Origin of the sequence: Paenibacillus sp. NPDC058367 (assembly GCF_042723305.1) — a bacterium.
In the GTDB taxonomy this organism is placed as follows: Bacteria; Bacillota; Bacilli; order Paenibacillales; family Paenibacillaceae; genus Paenibacillus_AQ.
In genome coordinates, this window is record NZ_JBHXIZ010000002.1 from 798114 (window position 1) to 813203 (window position 15090).

Annotated in this window: 14 protein-coding genes; 11 read left to right on the forward strand and 3 right to left on the reverse strand. The window is 42.4% G+C overall.

Going from position 1 to position 15090, the window contains the following annotated elements; genetic code table 11:
• The first annotated feature begins 95 nt into the window (after positions 1-95).
• The 3 genes from ACFWMP_RS14525 (at position 96) to ACFWMP_RS14535 (ending at position 3600) form a co-directional block, all read left to right on the forward strand.
• Complete coding sequence (locus tag ACFWMP_RS14525; protein ID WP_042188823.1) at positions 96-1649, forward strand: ABC-F family ATP-binding cassette domain-containing protein; 1554 nt, start codon at positions 96-98, stop codon at positions 1647-1649.
• A 72-nt stretch (positions 1650-1721) separates the two neighbouring features.
• Positions 1722-2762 (forward strand): ThiF family adenylyltransferase, encoded by a 1041-nt coding sequence (locus ACFWMP_RS14530; protein WP_379424044.1) that lies wholly within the window; start codon positions 1722-1724, stop codon positions 2760-2762.
• Positions 2763-2877: 115 nt separating this feature from the next.
• Positions 2878-3600, forward strand: a complete 723-nt coding sequence (locus ACFWMP_RS14535; RefSeq protein ID WP_379424045.1) for a response regulator transcription factor — start codon at positions 2878-2880, stop codon at positions 3598-3600.
• A gap of 42 nt (positions 3601-3642) precedes the next feature.
• Here ACFWMP_RS14535 and ACFWMP_RS14540 read toward each other — a convergent pair whose 3' ends face one another.
• Together ACFWMP_RS14540 and ACFWMP_RS14545 are read right to left on the reverse strand one after the other, a co-directional pair.
• Positions 3643-4143, reverse strand: coding sequence for a C40 family peptidase (locus ACFWMP_RS14540; RefSeq protein WP_339241593.1), 501 nt, complete (start codon positions 4141-4143; stop codon positions 3643-3645).
• Positions 4144-4469: 326 nt separating this feature from the next.
• Positions 4470-5111, reverse strand: a complete 642-nt coding sequence (locus ACFWMP_RS14545; protein WP_379424046.1) for a thiamine diphosphokinase — start codon at positions 5109-5111, stop codon at positions 4470-4472.
• A gap of 162 nt (positions 5112-5273) precedes the next feature.
• Here ACFWMP_RS14545 and ACFWMP_RS14550 point away from each other — a divergent pair, with 162 nt between their 5' ends.
• Positions 5274-5738, forward strand: coding sequence for a low molecular weight protein-tyrosine-phosphatase (locus ACFWMP_RS14550; RefSeq protein WP_042194033.1), 465 nt, complete (start codon positions 5274-5276; stop codon positions 5736-5738).
• A gap of 136 nt (positions 5739-5874) precedes the next feature.
• Here ACFWMP_RS14550 and ACFWMP_RS14555 read toward each other — a convergent pair whose 3' ends face one another.
• Entirely contained in the window at positions 5875-6606 is a 732-nt protein-coding gene (locus ACFWMP_RS14555; protein ID WP_042188815.1) for an alpha/beta hydrolase, read from the reverse strand.
• 265 nt (positions 6607-6871) lie between these two features.
• Between ACFWMP_RS14555 and pdhA the strand changes: the two genes are divergently transcribed.
• The 7 genes from pdhA (at position 6872) to ACFWMP_RS14590 (ending at position 14895) form a co-directional block, all read left to right on the forward strand.
• Complete coding sequence (pdhA, locus tag ACFWMP_RS14560) at positions 6872-7939, forward strand: pyruvate dehydrogenase (acetyl-transferring) E1 component subunit alpha (protein WP_042188812.1); 1068 nt, start codon at positions 6872-6874, stop codon at positions 7937-7939.
• 15 nt (positions 7940-7954) lie between these two features.
• A complete protein-coding gene (locus ACFWMP_RS14565) occupies positions 7955-8932 on the forward strand; it encodes an alpha-ketoacid dehydrogenase subunit beta (protein WP_042188810.1) in 978 nt (325 codons plus the stop codon).
• A gap of 110 nt (positions 8933-9042) precedes the next feature.
• Complete coding sequence (locus ACFWMP_RS14570) at positions 9043-10695, forward strand: 2-oxo acid dehydrogenase subunit E2 (protein WP_379424047.1); 1653 nt, start codon at positions 9043-9045, stop codon at positions 10693-10695.
• A 2-nt stretch (positions 10696-10697) separates the two neighbouring features.
• Complete coding sequence (gene lpdA / locus ACFWMP_RS14575) at positions 10698-12110, forward strand: dihydrolipoyl dehydrogenase (protein ID WP_042188806.1); 1413 nt, start codon at positions 10698-10700, stop codon at positions 12108-12110.
• 177 nt (positions 12111-12287) lie between these two features.
• Positions 12288-13262, forward strand: a complete 975-nt coding sequence (locus tag ACFWMP_RS14580; protein ID WP_042188804.1) for a S66 family peptidase — start codon at positions 12288-12290, stop codon at positions 13260-13262.
• Positions 13263-13369: 107 nt separating this feature from the next.
• Positions 13370-14350 carry a thymidylate synthase gene (locus tag ACFWMP_RS14585; RefSeq protein WP_379424048.1) on the forward strand — a complete coding sequence of 327 codons (981 nt, stop codon included), beginning with the start codon at positions 13370-13372 and terminating at the stop codon, positions 14348-14350.
• 53 nt (positions 14351-14403) lie between these two features.
• On the forward strand, positions 14404-14895 hold the full coding sequence (locus tag ACFWMP_RS14590) for a dihydrofolate reductase (protein WP_149647325.1): 492 nt from the start codon (positions 14404-14406) through the stop codon (positions 14893-14895).
• Positions 14896-15090: the final 195 nt, after the last annotated feature.

Below are 15090 nucleotides of genomic sequence, written 5' to 3' on the forward strand. Positions count from 1 at the left end.
TTTTACGAGAAACGGTTGTCGTCTTTAAAAGATGACAACGTCGTTTCTTCTTATTACGCATTATTTAAGTATAGACAGGAGCTTGCGGAGAATTTATGAGTTTACTTAGTGTAGAAGACGTTTCCCACAATTTTGGGGATCGGACGTTGTTTAAAAATGTTTCTTTCCGGTTGTTACCGGGTGAGCATGTAGGAATCGTAGGAGCAAATGGCGTAGGAAAATCGACGCTTATGAATATTTTGACTGGAAAACTGTTGAAGGATAGTGGAAAAGTAGAGTGGACGCCTCGCGTCCGTTACGGTTACTTGGATCAGCATACGATCTTAACGCCAGGGAAAACCATCCGTGATGTATTGAAGGACGCTTTCTTGCCACTTTTAGAGCTGGAACAGGAAATGCTAACTATAACTGAAAAGATGGGCGACGCTTCTCCTGAAGAGTTAGAGATGTTACTCGAGCAAATGGGGGACATTCAGGAACAGCTGGACATCGGAGATTTTTATCTTATTGATGTAAAAGTGGAGGAAATGGCAAATGGTCTTGGTCTTTCCGTTATTGGACTTGACCGTGATGTCGCTTCACTAAGTGGGGGTCAGCGCACAAAGGTTCTGCTCGCGAAGCTTCTGCTTGAGAAACCGAATGTGCTATTGCTGGATGAGCCTACCAACTATTTGGATGTTGAGCATATCGACTGGTTAACTAACTATTTGAAGCAATATCCATATGCATTTATATTGATCTCTCATGATACGGAATTCATGAATAAAGTCGTAAATGTGGTCTATCACCTGGAGTTCGGTAAACTTACTCGATACACTGCGAACTACGAGAAATTCCTGAATATGGCCGAGATGAATAAGATCCAACACATAGATGCTTATGAGAAACAACAGGATTTTATTAAGAAACAAGAGGATTTCATTCAGCGTAACAAAGCTCGTGCCTCCACATCTGGCCGGGCGAAGAGCCGTGAGAAACAGCTGGATCGTATGGATCGAATTGATCGACCAGAAGAAGCTGCAAAACCTACCTTTAAGTTTAAAGAAAGTCGGGCCAGCGGGAAAACAGTCTTCGAAGGCATTGATTTCGAGATTGGTTACGACCGTCCGTTGCTTCCTATGCTGAACATGACCATTGAACGTGGAGAGAAGATCGCTATAACTGGTTGCAATGGTGTCGGTAAATCGACGCTACTGAAGACTATTCTTGGCGTGATTCCTACGTATAGCGGTAAAACCTATCTAGGAGATTATCTGAACTCAGCGTATTTCCAACAAGAAGTGAAAGCAGCTAATCTTACACCTATTGAGGATGTCTGGAATGAATTTTCTAGTCTAACTCAGAATGAAGTGCGTGGACATCTAGCTCGATGTGGTCTGAAAAATGAGCATATTACCAGACCGCTTAGCATGCTGAGTGGTGGCGAACAAGCTAAGGTCCGTCTATGTAAGCTGTTGATGCGTGAGAGCAACTGGGTTCTGTTCGATGAACCTACCAATCACCTTGATGTTATTGCCAAGGCAGAGCTGAAGCGGGCATTACAAGAATATAAAGGCACAGTCCTGCTCGTCTCCCATGAACCTGATTTCTATGAAGACTGGGTTACGAAAATTTGGGATGTTGAACAGTGGTCAGCAGTACAAGTATAGAATCTTCATACTCCCGGGGAATAGCAGACGATCTGCTGTTCTCCGGTTTTTGGATACGGGGAGGGAAACCGAATGATTCATACAGATGGTCGTGAAGATCGTTATTCTCGTCAGGTGCGATTTGCGCCATTTGGAGCAGAGGGACAAGAAAGGCTCGCGCAGTCTAGTGTTTTAGTAGTGGGAGCAGGTGCGCTTGGTACAGGGATTGCAGAGACGCTGGTACGCTGCGGGGTAGGCAAAATTATTTTAGCTGACCGTGATTATGTAGAGTGGAGTAACCTTCAGAGGCAACAGCTCTATACTGAGGTAGATGCTATTGAACGTATGCCTAAGGCTGCTGCTGCGCAGCGCAGACTTCAACAGATTAATTCTGAGGTCGTTATTGAAGCCTATGTTATAGATGTTCGTGCCGAAGAGTTGGAAGGGCTTGTTTCAGGGGTTGATCTGATCATGGATGGTACAGACAATTTTGATACTCGGCTCATTATTAATGATATGGCGCAAAAGCACGGTATTCCTTGGATCTATGGTGCATGTGTAGGGAGTTATGGAATAACCTATACGATTTTGCCAGGAGAAACTCCATGTCTCCATTGTCTTCTAGGTACAGTACCGCTAGGAGGTGATACCTGTGATACCGCAGGTATACTTCCGCAAGCAGTACAACTAGTTACGGCAAATGCAACGGCAGAGGCGCTGAAACTACTAGGTAAGCGTAAAGAACAATTAAGAAACAAACTGTTAACGTTTGATTTGTGGCGGAATGAATACCATGAAATTGGAGTGAAAGCTGCCAAAAAGAAAAACTGCCCTTCTTGTGGGAGTCATCCGATCTATCCCTATCTAATGGCAGCGAATACCGAACGAGGCGATGTTCTTTGTGGAAGGGATACAGTACAAATTCGACCTGCGAGACCACAGAAGCTTAACTTGCAGGAAACTGCGGACCGTTTGTCTCGTTTAGGAAGCGGAAGCGTGGACAGCAACGCTTATCTGGTTTCTTTTATAGAAGGGCCTTATCGGTTAGTAATTTTTGCTGATGGTAGAGCGTTGATTCATGGAACAAAAGATATTGCTGCTGCTCGGAGCTTTTATCATCGATATTTTGGATAAAGAAGCTGTAAATAGGTGTTCAGGCCATTTCTTAGGAATGGTCTTTTTGTTTTCCGGGAATTCTATACGTACCGCAGTGATGCTGGTGCAAGTCATATGAATATGGGGGAACTTTGTGATTGAGCAAATAATATGGTATATGGCTGATAGCAGTAGTAGAGAAGAAGATCGAACCGTTATAGAAAGTGTGCTACAAGATATTGGACTTGAAGCAACAAAAAGCGAAGATCCCGAGGATCTCCGCTTATCCATATCAAAAGTAGAACCGGTACTGCTGCTTGCTGAGTTATGCGAGGTGGGGACTTGGGAAGGCTGGGACATAATTTCCGCTGTAAGAGCTGAGGGGATGATACTACCGGTAATGGTGATTTCCGGTAAAAAATCTGAATCTGGAACTGGGGCAGTTTCGGCGTTCTCAGCCGGGGGTAATGAATATATGACAAAGCCTTTACATACCGGTGAATTCAAGCACAGGATTCTAAATTTGTTAACCCTTACTGGACGGCGTCGAAATTTAAATCAAATACTGAGAGTCGATGGTTTAATGCTCGATCCCAGCCGCAGGTTTGTAAGTCGCGACGGGATCGAGTTAAAAATGACACCCAAAGAATTTGATCTATTGTATTATCTCGCTGCGAACCAAGGAATGATATGCTCTCGCATCGAGATACTTAAGGAAGTATGGGGTTACCAATTTCACGCAGATACCAATGTTGTAGATGTTTACATCAGACATATCCGTTTGAAAATGGATAAAGGTCACCGGAACAAGTTGATTCACACCGTTCGCGGAACAGGATATGTAATGAGGGCGCCCGAAGGCGGCACCACATCCTGAGACTATTTCTCTATTATAGTTAGAACTCTACAGAGTCGTTGTTTACAGTACGCGGCGAGCCTTTAAATATGTTTTTTTCCAATTACCGGAGTTAAGATCGGAAATCGTAACACCTGGTTTACCGTAAGTGTGCAGAATTTTGCCATTGCCAGCATAAACAGCAACGTGAGTTACATTTTTACCGTTTGCTCTGCTACCGCTCGAGAAAAATACTAGATCACCTACACGAAGGTCAGCTTTCGATACTGCTTTCCCTACTTTAGATTGATCTACGGATGTACGAGGCAATGTTACATTATATTGTTTAAAGATGTATTTTGTAAAAGAAGAGCAGTCAAAAACTTTAGTAGTAGAAGTGGATGCACCGAATTTGTAAGGCACTCCCATATATTTCTTCCCGAGATTAACTACGCTTTGACCTTTAGATACGGAAGCTGCTTCAACTTTCGTTGCGCCTACGCCTGTTGCCATCATTGTACCCAAGCCCATTGTAGTAACCATTCCTATAACAATCGCTTTTTTAATCCATTGTTGTTTATTCATGTTGTATTACCTCCAAGGTGTTAGTCTTTGTTGTTGTGTTTGTCTGTCTTGCTTGCCTGATTCGTAGTATAGCAGGTTATCTATGACATAAAAATTGGAAGAGGTGCAATAAAGTGAGGCCGGGTATGGGTTGTAAGCGTTTTATTAAAAATTCATTAAAAGTTACAAAAAATTAATAATTTGATGTAATAGAATCTTAAAAAAGCCGGAAAACCCTTGGTACAAAAGAGTTTTCACGGCTTTTTCGAATTTGAGATAAAAGTTACAATGATGTTTCTAAACTATAAAAAAAGTAGCATTTTACGTTAAACATGATCTCTATGTATCTAGTCTTTACTCTGAATGATCAGCAACAATCCACTTCGAATGGTAACCGTCCCTGAGGATGAAACCAGTTTGTTACTCACACCAAGTGATTGTCCAAGCTTTAGTGTAGCGTCCGTCAATGGATATTGAAATCCTTCTAAGGTAATACCCGATACTTCTGGGGTTAAAGGCAGTAAAGACACGTAGGTATAGCCTAAATCGTTGATAACAGCCTGGGATCCTGTAAGGGTTATATAGTTATGCGTGTCCATGACGTAGCAGTTGATTTGACGTTGTAGGGCTCTTGTCATCATTTGAATGCTAGCCAGGGAGTGGTCAATTCGAGTACCCGTAACACCTAATAGTAGAATAGAATCGGGTTGCTGATCCATTGCAATATCTAGCGCCATCTCGCTATCTGTCAAATCTTTATTCACGGCATCACAGGTGATAGTCTTCTTACTTTTGTTTTCAATATCTTGAAGTGCTTCAGGCGAAACGGAATCAAAATCACCTACTGCTATATCTGGTGTATATCCGTGAGAAATGAGAAATAGCGCTCCCTGATCCGCACCGATAATAAAATCATCTTCATCTAATAGGTTGAAATATTCTGGAGACAGTTCTCCACCTGCAAAAATTACGACTCGTTTGGATGACATAACATCCATTCCTCCTCTTAAACCTCTTGTTGAGTATCCTGTCCAGTATAATGCAGATCGAAAGGTTGCACAATTGACCTCGACAACGCTAAAATGAGAGTGTGCGATCTTTTGAGTATAAATTCACATATATTTAGGTTTAACAACTGGGAGGTGAACGAAATCGTAAGCGTACTGTTTGTATGTCTGGGTAATATTTGTCGATCACCAATGGCGGAGGCTGTTCTGCGGCATAAGATTAATGAACGAGAACTATCTGATAAGATTCTTGTAGATTCAGCGGGAACTGGAGATTGGCATATAGGAAAAGAGCCGCATGAAGGAACAAGACGTATCCTTGATCAGAACGACATTAGCTATGAGAACATGTTAGCACGGCTAGTCGACAGTGAAGATTTTCAAAAATTTGACTATATCGTCTGCATGGACAAGTCTAATGGAGAGAATGTTCGAAAGATTCCTGGCGGGAAAGACGCCGAGCTAATGTTCTTCATGGACTTATTGCCTGAGGAGGAGCTGCGCGAAGTGCCGGATCCGTATTTTACAGGTAATTTTGAACAGGTATATGATTTGATCAACGCGGGCTGTGACATATTGCTGGAAAGAATGATAAGAGAAAAGCTGTAACCCATTCGGATTACAGCTCTCTCTGTATGATTCATATGGTAAATCGAGGGAAATTGCTGGATTTAACTGTAAGCGCAATCAAGTAATCTACATACTGTTCTTTAGATGTTCACTATTTACTACTATCAATAGGTCATTATGCGTTTAAGAAATAGAGTAGAGATTCTGGTAGCTCTTTCTGCCAGAAGCCCCAGAGATGAAGTCCGTCTTTCTCTCGGTAGGATACGGTTGCTCCGCGTGATTCAAGCAATGTTTTTGTTTCTCGATTCATCTGAACAAAATCATAAATGCCAGTATCCGTTTTGTATTCTGTTTCCTGCAGACCAACGACCATATTAATGTTGAGCCAGGAGAGATCCTCTTCTTTAGCCAGCATGTCGCGGGATTCAGGATAGAATGCACCGGAAAGGCTGATGATACGTGTGAAGATCGCAGGATAAGCAAGTGCAAGGTGGAGCGAAACACTGCCCCCAAGGGAGTCGCCTGCTAAGATTCGTTCGTCCGGAGTACGGCGCACAGGATATTTTTGTTCAATGAAGGGAATAATCTCTTCGGAAAAGCAAGATAAGTACTGCTTGAATCTGCTTCCAAAAGGAGCGTATTCTTGAGTCCGAACAGCGACGTCTACTTCGACACCAACAATGATGAAGGGCTCCACGTCTTCTTCTATAATAAGACGTCCAGCGAGTGTAGCGATGCGGCCAAAGTTAAAGAACTCTTCGCCGTCTTGGCAGTACACCACTGGGTAGCTCAAGACTTCGTTGTAGCCGGGAGGGAGATAGATGCGTAATTTACGTTCCTCCTGCAGATGTTTACTCCAAAGCGTTTCTTTTACAATTGTGCGTTTCAGAAAAACAGAATCGCTCATAGTTGCCACGTCACCTTTCTTGTCGAATTTTGCAATACACAACGGTTTGCTCTAAAATGAATAGCTGAGTAACTGTGTGATTAATCATTTACTTGTTCCAAAAGCTTTAAACTGTTATATAAAAATAAATCACCTGTTATACATACAAAATTTAAAGGAATATAAATTTTATAAGTATTTCTTTGACGAAAGTAACCAAACAGGTGTATAATAATATTATAACAGAGGCAGCTGATATTCAAATTTTTTTATTGAGGTGAAGATAATGAGTAAAGTTCCTTATGAAGTGTATACAGAGGACGTCGAGGCTCTAACGGTACTTTCCCCGGATGGAGAAATTATCAACAAGGATAAAATGCCTGATTTAACCGACGATCAACTGAAAGAAATTATGTATCGTATGGTATTTACCCGTACTTGGGATGATCGTGCAGTAAATCTTGGTCGTCAAGGCCGTCTTGGTTTCTACGCACCGGTATCCGGTCAAGAAGCTACTATGATTGGTAGCGAGTACGCTTTGGAGAAAGAAGACTTCTTATGCCCAGGCTACCGTGATATTCCGCAGCTAGTATGGCACGGACTTCCATTGTACCAAGCATTCTTATATTCCCGTGGACACCAGCATGGTGGAGCTATTCCTGATGGCGTTAATGTATTGATGCCACAAATTATCATCGGCGCGCAAATCCTGCACGCTACAGGAATTGCAATGGGCTTTAAATTGAAGAAACAAAAGAGTGTTGCAATTACTTACACTGGTGATGGCGGTTCTTCTGAAGGCGACTTCTATGAAGGCTTGAACTTTGCTGGTCGCTTTAAACTGCCTGTTATCTTCTTTGTTCAAAACAACGGTTACGCGATTACGACTCCATTCGCAAAACAAACAGCTTCCAAATCGATCGCTCACAAAGCGGTTGCAGCTGGTATCCCGGGAATTAAAGTTGACGGCATGGACATCTTTGCAGTAATCAGTGCTGTTCGTGACGCTGCTGAGCGTGCACGTAATGGCGAAGGTGCTACATTGATCGAAGCTGTAACTTACCGTTTCCGTCCACACTCCCTTTCTGACGATGCAAGTAAATATCGTTCGAAAGAAGAAGAAGGACAATGGAGCGAAAAGGATCCAATCAACCGTCTTGCCAAGTATTTGGAGAAGAAAGGTCTTTGGACTGAAGAAGATACGCTGCGCGTGAAAGACGAAGCGAAAGCTACTGTTAACGAGCAGATTAAAAAAGCTGAACAAACCGAAAAAATGACTATACCTGGCTTGATCGACAGCATGTTCGAAGTAACACCTAAACATCTGGAAGAGCAAAAAGCCGATTTTGAATAAGGGGGATATCAGGCAATGGCACAAATGAATATGAAAGAAGCGATCCGCGACGCGATGCGCGTTGAACTGAATCGTGACCCTAACGTTCTTATCTTCGGAGAGGATGTTGGTAATGTAGGTGGCGTTTTCCGTGTAACGGAAGGGCTGCAAAAGGAATTTGGCGAAGATCGTATTTTTGATACTCCACTAGCTGAGTCCGCTATCGGTGGTCTGGCATTTGGTCTTGGTGTACAAGGCTTCCGCCCAATTGCAGAAATTCAATTCGTTGGTTTTATCTTTGAAGCACTTGATCAGATCGTTGTTCAAGCGGCACGTCTGCGCTGGCGTTCTGGCGGTAAATATAATGCTCCAATCGTATTCCGTACTCCTTTTGGTGGCGGAGTTAAGGCTGCTGAGCTTCATACAGATTCACTCGAAGGTTTGATTGCACAAAGCCCGGGTATTAAAGTAGTAATTCCTTCAAACCCATATGATGCTAAGGGACTTCTTATCGCGTCTATCCGCGACAATGACCCTGTATTCTTCATGGAGCATTTGAACCTTTACCATGCATTCCGTGCTGAAGTGCCAGAAGGTGAATACACTGTTGAACTTGGCAAAGCTAACGTAGTACGTGAAGGTGCTGATGTATCTATCATTACTTACGGGCTGATGGTACATACAGCTACCAAAGCAGCCGAGCAACTCGAAAAAGAAGGCATTAACGTTGAAATTATTGACCTTCGTACTGTAAGTCCAATCGACATCGACACTATTGTAGCGTCTGTGAAGAAGACTAACCGTGCTATCGTAGTACAAGAAGCTCAAAAGAGCTCCGGTGTTGCTGCTGAGGTTATTGCACAAATTAACGAAAAAGCATTGCTGCACTTGGAAGCACCTGTTCTTCGGATCGCAGGTCCGGACACAGTATATCCATTCGCACAAATTGAAGATACATGGCTTCCAAACCCTGCGCGTATTATTGCAGGCGTGAAGAAAGTTTTGGATTTCTAAAATATTTTTTCTATGAGAAACGGTTGTCATCCTTTATGGATGACAACGTCGTTTCTTCTTCTGAATTCTAACCATAAGGTCAGTCCCAATTTCACAAGGAGGTTTTCAAAGTGGCAAAGTTTGAATACCGATTCCCTGAACTAGGTGAAGGTTTGCATGAAGGTGAAATCATCAAAATGCATATCAAAGCCGGTGACAAGGTAACGGATGATGATATCGTAATGGAAGTTCAAAATGATAAGGCGGTAGTTGAGGTGCCTTGTCCAGTGAACGGTACCGTGTTGGAAGTTTTGACTAAAGATGGCCAAGTTTGCCGTGTTGGCGAAGTTGTAGCTATTATCGAAGCTGAGGGCGACGTGCCTGAGCAAGAAGGTCATGCTGCTGAAGAAGCTGCACCTGCACCTGCACCTGCTGCACCAGCTCCTACGAATGCTAAATCAGCGAACTTTGAATATCGGTTCCCAGAACTGGGTGAAGGTCTGCATGAAGGTGAAATCATCAAAATGCATATCAAAGCCGGTGACAAAGTAACCGATGATGATATCATCATGGAAGTTCAAAATGACAAGGCAGTAGTTGAAGTTCCTTGTCCAGTGAACGGTACTGTGTTGGAAGTTCTGACTAAAGATGGTCAAGTATGCCGTGTTGGCGATGTTGTAGCTATCATTGCTGCAGAAGGTGACGTTCCTGAACAAGCAGGTCATGCTTCCGCAGAAGCAGATGCAGCAAAAGGAAGTGCAAATACCACTTCTTCCCCTGCAGCAACTAGCCCATCTGATGTTAAACAAGGTGGATCTGTTAGTGCAGCACCTGCGCCTGACCGTGATGTGTTGGCTACACCAAGCGTTCGTAAATTTGCTCGTGAGCAAAAAGTGGATATCTCTAAAGTGAACGGAACTGGAAAAGGCGGCAAAATCACTCGTGAAGACGTTGAAGCATTCTTGAAAGGTGGTTCAGCACCTGCGGCAGCGGCAACACCTGCAGCGGCAGCTTCTGAAGCTCCTAAGGCTGCTAAAACTGAAGCTAAAGCAACATCTGCAGCAGCGAGCGGTAATGTTAGTCTTGAAGAAGAACGTGTACCTTACAAGGGCATTCGTAAAGCGATCGCCAATGCAATGGTTAAATCGGCTTACACTGCACCTCACGTTACAATTATGGACGAAGTAGATGTTACTGAACTGGTAGCATTCCGTACACGTATGAAACCAATCGCTGAGAAAAAAGGCGTTAAGGTTACTTACCTTCCGTTCATTGTTAAAGCATTGGTTGCAGCTTCCCGTCAATTCCCAGCGCTTAACGCTATGATTGATGAAGAAGCAGGCGAGATTGTTTACAAGAAATACTACAACATCGGTATCGCTACTGATACACCAAACGGCTTGATCGTTCCAGTTATCAAAGATGCTGACCGTAAGAGCATCTGGATGATCGCTAGCAGCATCACTGACCTTGCAGTTCGTGGTCGTGACGGTAAATTGTCTGCTAACGAAATGAAGGGCAGCACGATCTCCATCAGTAATATTGGTTCTGCTGGCGGTATGTTCTTTACTCCAATCATTAACTTCCCTGAAGTGGCTATCCTCGGAACTGGCCGTATCAGTGAAAAAGCAGTAGTTAAGAATGGTGAAATCGTAGTTGCTCCTGTAATGGCGTTGTCACTCAGCTTTGACCACCGTATTATCGATGGTGCGACTGCTCAAAACTTTATGAACTACATTAAATCGCTGCTCAATAATCCTGAGCTGCTGGTTATGGAGGTATAATTATGGTAGTAGGAGACGCTTCTCTAGATATTGACACATTGGTCATTGGTGCAGGTCCTGGTGGGTATGTGGCGGCAATTCGTGCCGCCCAGCTCGGCCAAAAAGTCCTCATCGTGGATAAATCGGAACTCGGCGGTGTATGTTTGAACCGTGGATGTATTCCTTCTAAAGCACTGATTGCTGCTGCACATCAGTTCGAATCTGCTAAGCATGGTGAAGTTTTCGGTGTTACTGCTGAGAACGTTAAAGTGGATTTTGCCAAAACTCAAGAGTTCAAAAACGGCGTAGTTAAGAAAATGACTAGCGGTGTGACTAGCTTGATGAAAGGCAACAAAATTGAAGTATTTAACGGCGAATGCATGTTTATCAGCGACACAGAAGCACGTGTGTTCAATGATCATGAATCCCCACGTTACCGCTTCAAACACTGTATCATTGCAACAGGTTCCCGTCCGATTGAACTGAAACCTTTCCCATTCGGTGGACGCATTCTGTCTTCGACTGAAGCTCTTGAGCTTCCAGAAATTCCGAAGAGCATGATCGTAATCGGTGGTGGTTACATCGGCGCTGAGCTTGGCCAAATGTACTCCAAATTCGGTACTAAAGTAACAATCATCGAAGGTTTGGATACTGTACTTCCAGGCTTTGATAAAGATATGACTCGTCTTGTTGCGAAAAACATGGCTAAAACTGGCATCGAAATCGTAACTAACGCTAAAGCTGAAAGTGCTGTACAGAACGACAAGGAAGTTACCGTGAAATATTCTGTTGGTGGCGAATCCAAAGAAGTTACTGCGGATTACTTGCTTGTAACTGTAGGCCGTCGTCCTAACACTGATGGTGAACTTGGTCTAGACCTGATCGGTCTTGAGCTCGACGAGCGTGGATTGATCAAAGTCGATCACCAAGGTCGCACAAGCATTCCTAACATCTTCGCTATCGGCGACGTTGTTCCAGGTCTGGCGTTGGCTCACAAAGCTTCTTACGAAGGTAAGATTGCCGCAGAAGCGATTGCAGGACTTACATCTGTTGTTGACTACAAAGTCATCCCAGCAGTTGTGTTTACAGATCCTGAATGCTCAAGCGTTGGTTTGACTGAGAAAGAAGCGAAAGACAAAGGCTACAAAGTGAAAGCTGGTAAGTTCCCATTTGCAGGGAATGGCCGCGCCGTATCTTTGAACAGCCCAGAAGGTTTCATCAAAATTGTTGCTAACTCCGAAAACAATCTTGTGCTTGGTGCACAAATCGTTGGTATCGAAGCTTCTAACTTGATCGCTGAACTTGGTTTGGCAATTGAAATGGGCGCAACACTTGAAGATATCGCTTTGACTATTCATGCGCATCCAACCCTTGGCGAAATCGTCATGGAAGCTGCTGAACTGGTTGAAGGTCACCCTATTCACGTAATGAAATAATTTCTCTACCCAATTGCTCTAGCAGGCACTGAAAGGCGGAACGCATTTGCGTTTCGCCTTTTTGAGTTTTCCACTTTTTTGAAAAAAGATATAATGGGAGGAGATGAAACAATTTGAGCGAATACACTATAAAATCATTCATCCGTATTTTAAAAACTTATATAGGGAGGACAAATGATGAAACCCAATAAGTTAAAGCCTGGTGATGAGTTGCGAATCATCTCACCTGCCAGAAGTCTGTCGTTAATCGCTGCTGAACAAAGGAAAATTGCCAAAGAACAGCTGCAAAAATTAGGCTTTCGGATATCATTTTCCGTAAATTCTTTTGAGAAGGATGATTTTGTTTCCTCATCGATCGATTCTAGAATAGAGGATTTGCACGAAGCTTTTTTAGATCCGAATGTTAAAGGGATTCTTACGACCATTGGAGGCTTTAATAGCAATCAACTGCTACGTTATATCGACTATTCCATCATTGCAGAGCATCCTAAACGATTATGCGGGTATTCGGATATTACTGCTTTAAGTAATGCAATCTATGCTAAAACAGGATTAGTTACATATTCCGGACCACATTTTTCTAGCTTCGCAATGCTTCACGACAATGAATATACCACCGAATATTTCCGTAAGCTGATGATGGACAACAAAGAAATAGTGGTGAGGCCTTCGAAGCATTGGAGTGATGATGAGTGGTATCTGGACCAGGAGAACCGTGTATTTATCAGAAATGAAGGTCCGTTCATTATCAATGATGGAGAAGCGAAAGGGACAATTATCGGTGGGAACCTGTGTACATTAAATCTTTTGCAGGGAACGGAGTATATGCCAAGTTTAAAAAATTCGATATTATTTCTTGAGGATGATTATGAGTCATCGCCTGCAACCTTTGATCGGGATTTACAATCGCTGATTCATCAACCAGATTTTCAGCATGTTAAAGGATTGGTTATTGGCAGATTCCAACAAGGATCACGTATGACTAAAGAACTGTTGATCAAAATCATAACTTCAAAAGAAGAGCTATCAGACATTCCTGTCATTGCAGACGTGGACTTTGGACATACCTCCCCAATGATTACTTTCCCTGTAGGTGGACAAGCCTCACTTCGTGCTTATGGGGTTAGAGTAGAGTTAAGAATATCAGAGTAGTGAACTCCTCGGATTATTAAATAAATTTAAAAAATATCTTACCTTCTACAAAATTCGGATTTTTCAGATATAATATATGAGGTGAAATATTACGGAGGTGCATTAAATTGAATAATGAGTTAGAACAAACCTATTTGAATTTTTTACAATATATTTTAGATAATGGTGTAAAAAAAGAAGATCGTACCGGAACGGGTACTATTAGTGTATTTGGTTATCAAATGCGATTTGATTTATCAAAAGGCTTCCCATTATTTACAACAAAACGGACACCGTTCCGTTTAATCGCAAGTGAATTATTATGGTTTATTAAAGGCGACACAAACATTCGTTATTTATTGAAAAATAATAATCATATTTGGGATGAATGGGCTTTCAAAAGATGGGTTGAATCAGACGAATATACAGGTCCAGATATGACTGATTTCGGGAATCGTTGTTTAATTGATGAAGACTTCAATCAAGTTTATCAAGCAGAGATGAAAGCATTTTGTGATCGTGTCTTAGAAGATGATGCGTTCGCAGCGAAGCATGGTGACCTAGGGAATGTTTATGGTAAGCAATGGCGAAATTGGACATCTTCTACGGGTGAATCCATTGACCAATTACAAGATGTAATTCATCAGATCAAAACAAATCCTGATTCTCGTCGTTTAATTGTAAGCGCATGGAACCCGGAAGATGTTATAAATGCTGGGGCAAAAGGGAGTAAAGCAGCGTTACCACCTTGCCACGTTATGTTCCAGTTCTATGTTGCAAATGGTAAATTAAGCTGTCACTTGCTGCAGCGCAGCGCTGACTCTTTTCTTGGAGCTAACTTCAATATCCCGTCTTACTCCTTACTTACACATTTAATTGCACATGAGTGTGGTCTAGAAGTAGGCGAGTTTGTATATAGCATTAGTGATGCACATATCTATTCAAACCATGTTGATCAAGTAAAAGAGCAATTATCAAGAGACTTAAGACCATTGCCTACCTTGGTTATTAATTCAAATAAGAAATCACTTTTTAATATCGAGCTGGAAGACCTTATCATTGAAGGGTACAATCCGCATCCTTCGATAAAAGCTCCGATCGCAGTATAAATTAATGGTTATCAAGATTTTTTGATCTATATAGGTAGGAAGGAGCGTGTATCATGAGTATTAGCTTAATATGGGCAATGGGCACCAATCATGTTATTGGAAAAGATAATGATATGCCTTGGCATTTACCGCTTGATTTCGCTTATTTCAAAGCGGAAACACTGGGAAAGAGAATGCTTATGGGCCGCAAAACGTGGGATTCGCTCGGAGGGAAGCCTCTAAAGGGCAGAACAAGCTTAATTATGACTAGAGATACTGATTATGCTCCTGAAGGTGCAGAGGTTGTACACACGCTTGAGGAAGCTCTCAGCGAGGGTAGAAAAGACGATGAGCTGATGGTGATCGGCGGTGCGGAAATTTATAAGCTGATGTTGCCGTATGCTGACAAGTTGATGTTAACGCAAATTGAACAGGATTTTGAAGGAAATACCCGGTTTCCTGATATTGACTGGAGTGTATGGAAAGAGGTTTCCAATAAGAAGGGAATTCGTGATGAAAAGAATCCGTATGATTACCGTTTTCTTGTTTATGAACGTACGGAATAGCAATAAAACGTTTTCTCTGACATAACATGTGAAATAGTACAAAAAATCAGTAGATTAATCCATTACTGTGCAAAAGTAATGAGTGCTACTATAATTAAAATTAGAAATGATAATCTACAGGTATAGAATGTGCAGGTACTTCATTGCGCTGCTCACGACCATAGGAAGCCGCAATATGCTACAATGTACTATACT

Bases quoted from the DNA above. Each gene is read 5' to 3' on its own strand.
- ACFWMP_RS14540 (WP_339241593.1), bottom strand. From the start codon at position 4,143: ATGAATAAACAACAATGGATTAAAAAAGCGATTGTTATAGGAATGGTT.
- lpdA (WP_042188806.1), top strand. From the start codon at position 10,698: ATGGTAGTAGGAGACGCTTCTCTAGATATTGACACATTGGTCATTGGT.
- ACFWMP_RS14555 (WP_042188815.1), bottom strand. From the start codon at position 6,606: ATGAGCGATTCTGTTTTTCTGAAACGCACAATTGTAAAAGAAACGCTT.
- ACFWMP_RS14545 (WP_379424046.1), bottom strand. From the start codon at position 5,111: ATGTCATCCAAACGAGTCGTAATTTTTGCAGGTGGAGAACTGTCTCCA.
- ACFWMP_RS14565 (WP_042188810.1), top strand. From the start codon at position 7,955: ATGGCACAAATGAATATGAAAGAAGCGATCCGCGACGCGATGCGCGTT.
- ACFWMP_RS14590 (WP_149647325.1), top strand. From the start codon at position 14,404: ATGAGTATTAGCTTAATATGGGCAATGGGCACCAATCATGTTATTGGA.
- ACFWMP_RS14580 (WP_042188804.1), top strand. From the start codon at position 12,288: ATGAAACCCAATAAGTTAAAGCCTGGTGATGAGTTGCGAATCATCTCA.
- ACFWMP_RS14530 (WP_379424044.1), top strand. From the start codon at position 1,722: ATGATTCATACAGATGGTCGTGAAGATCGTTATTCTCGTCAGGTGCGA.
- pdhA (WP_042188812.1), top strand. From the start codon at position 6,872: ATGAGTAAAGTTCCTTATGAAGTGTATACAGAGGACGTCGAGGCTCTA.
- ACFWMP_RS14525 (WP_042188823.1), top strand. From the start codon at position 96: ATGAGTTTACTTAGTGTAGAAGACGTTTCCCACAATTTTGGGGATCGG.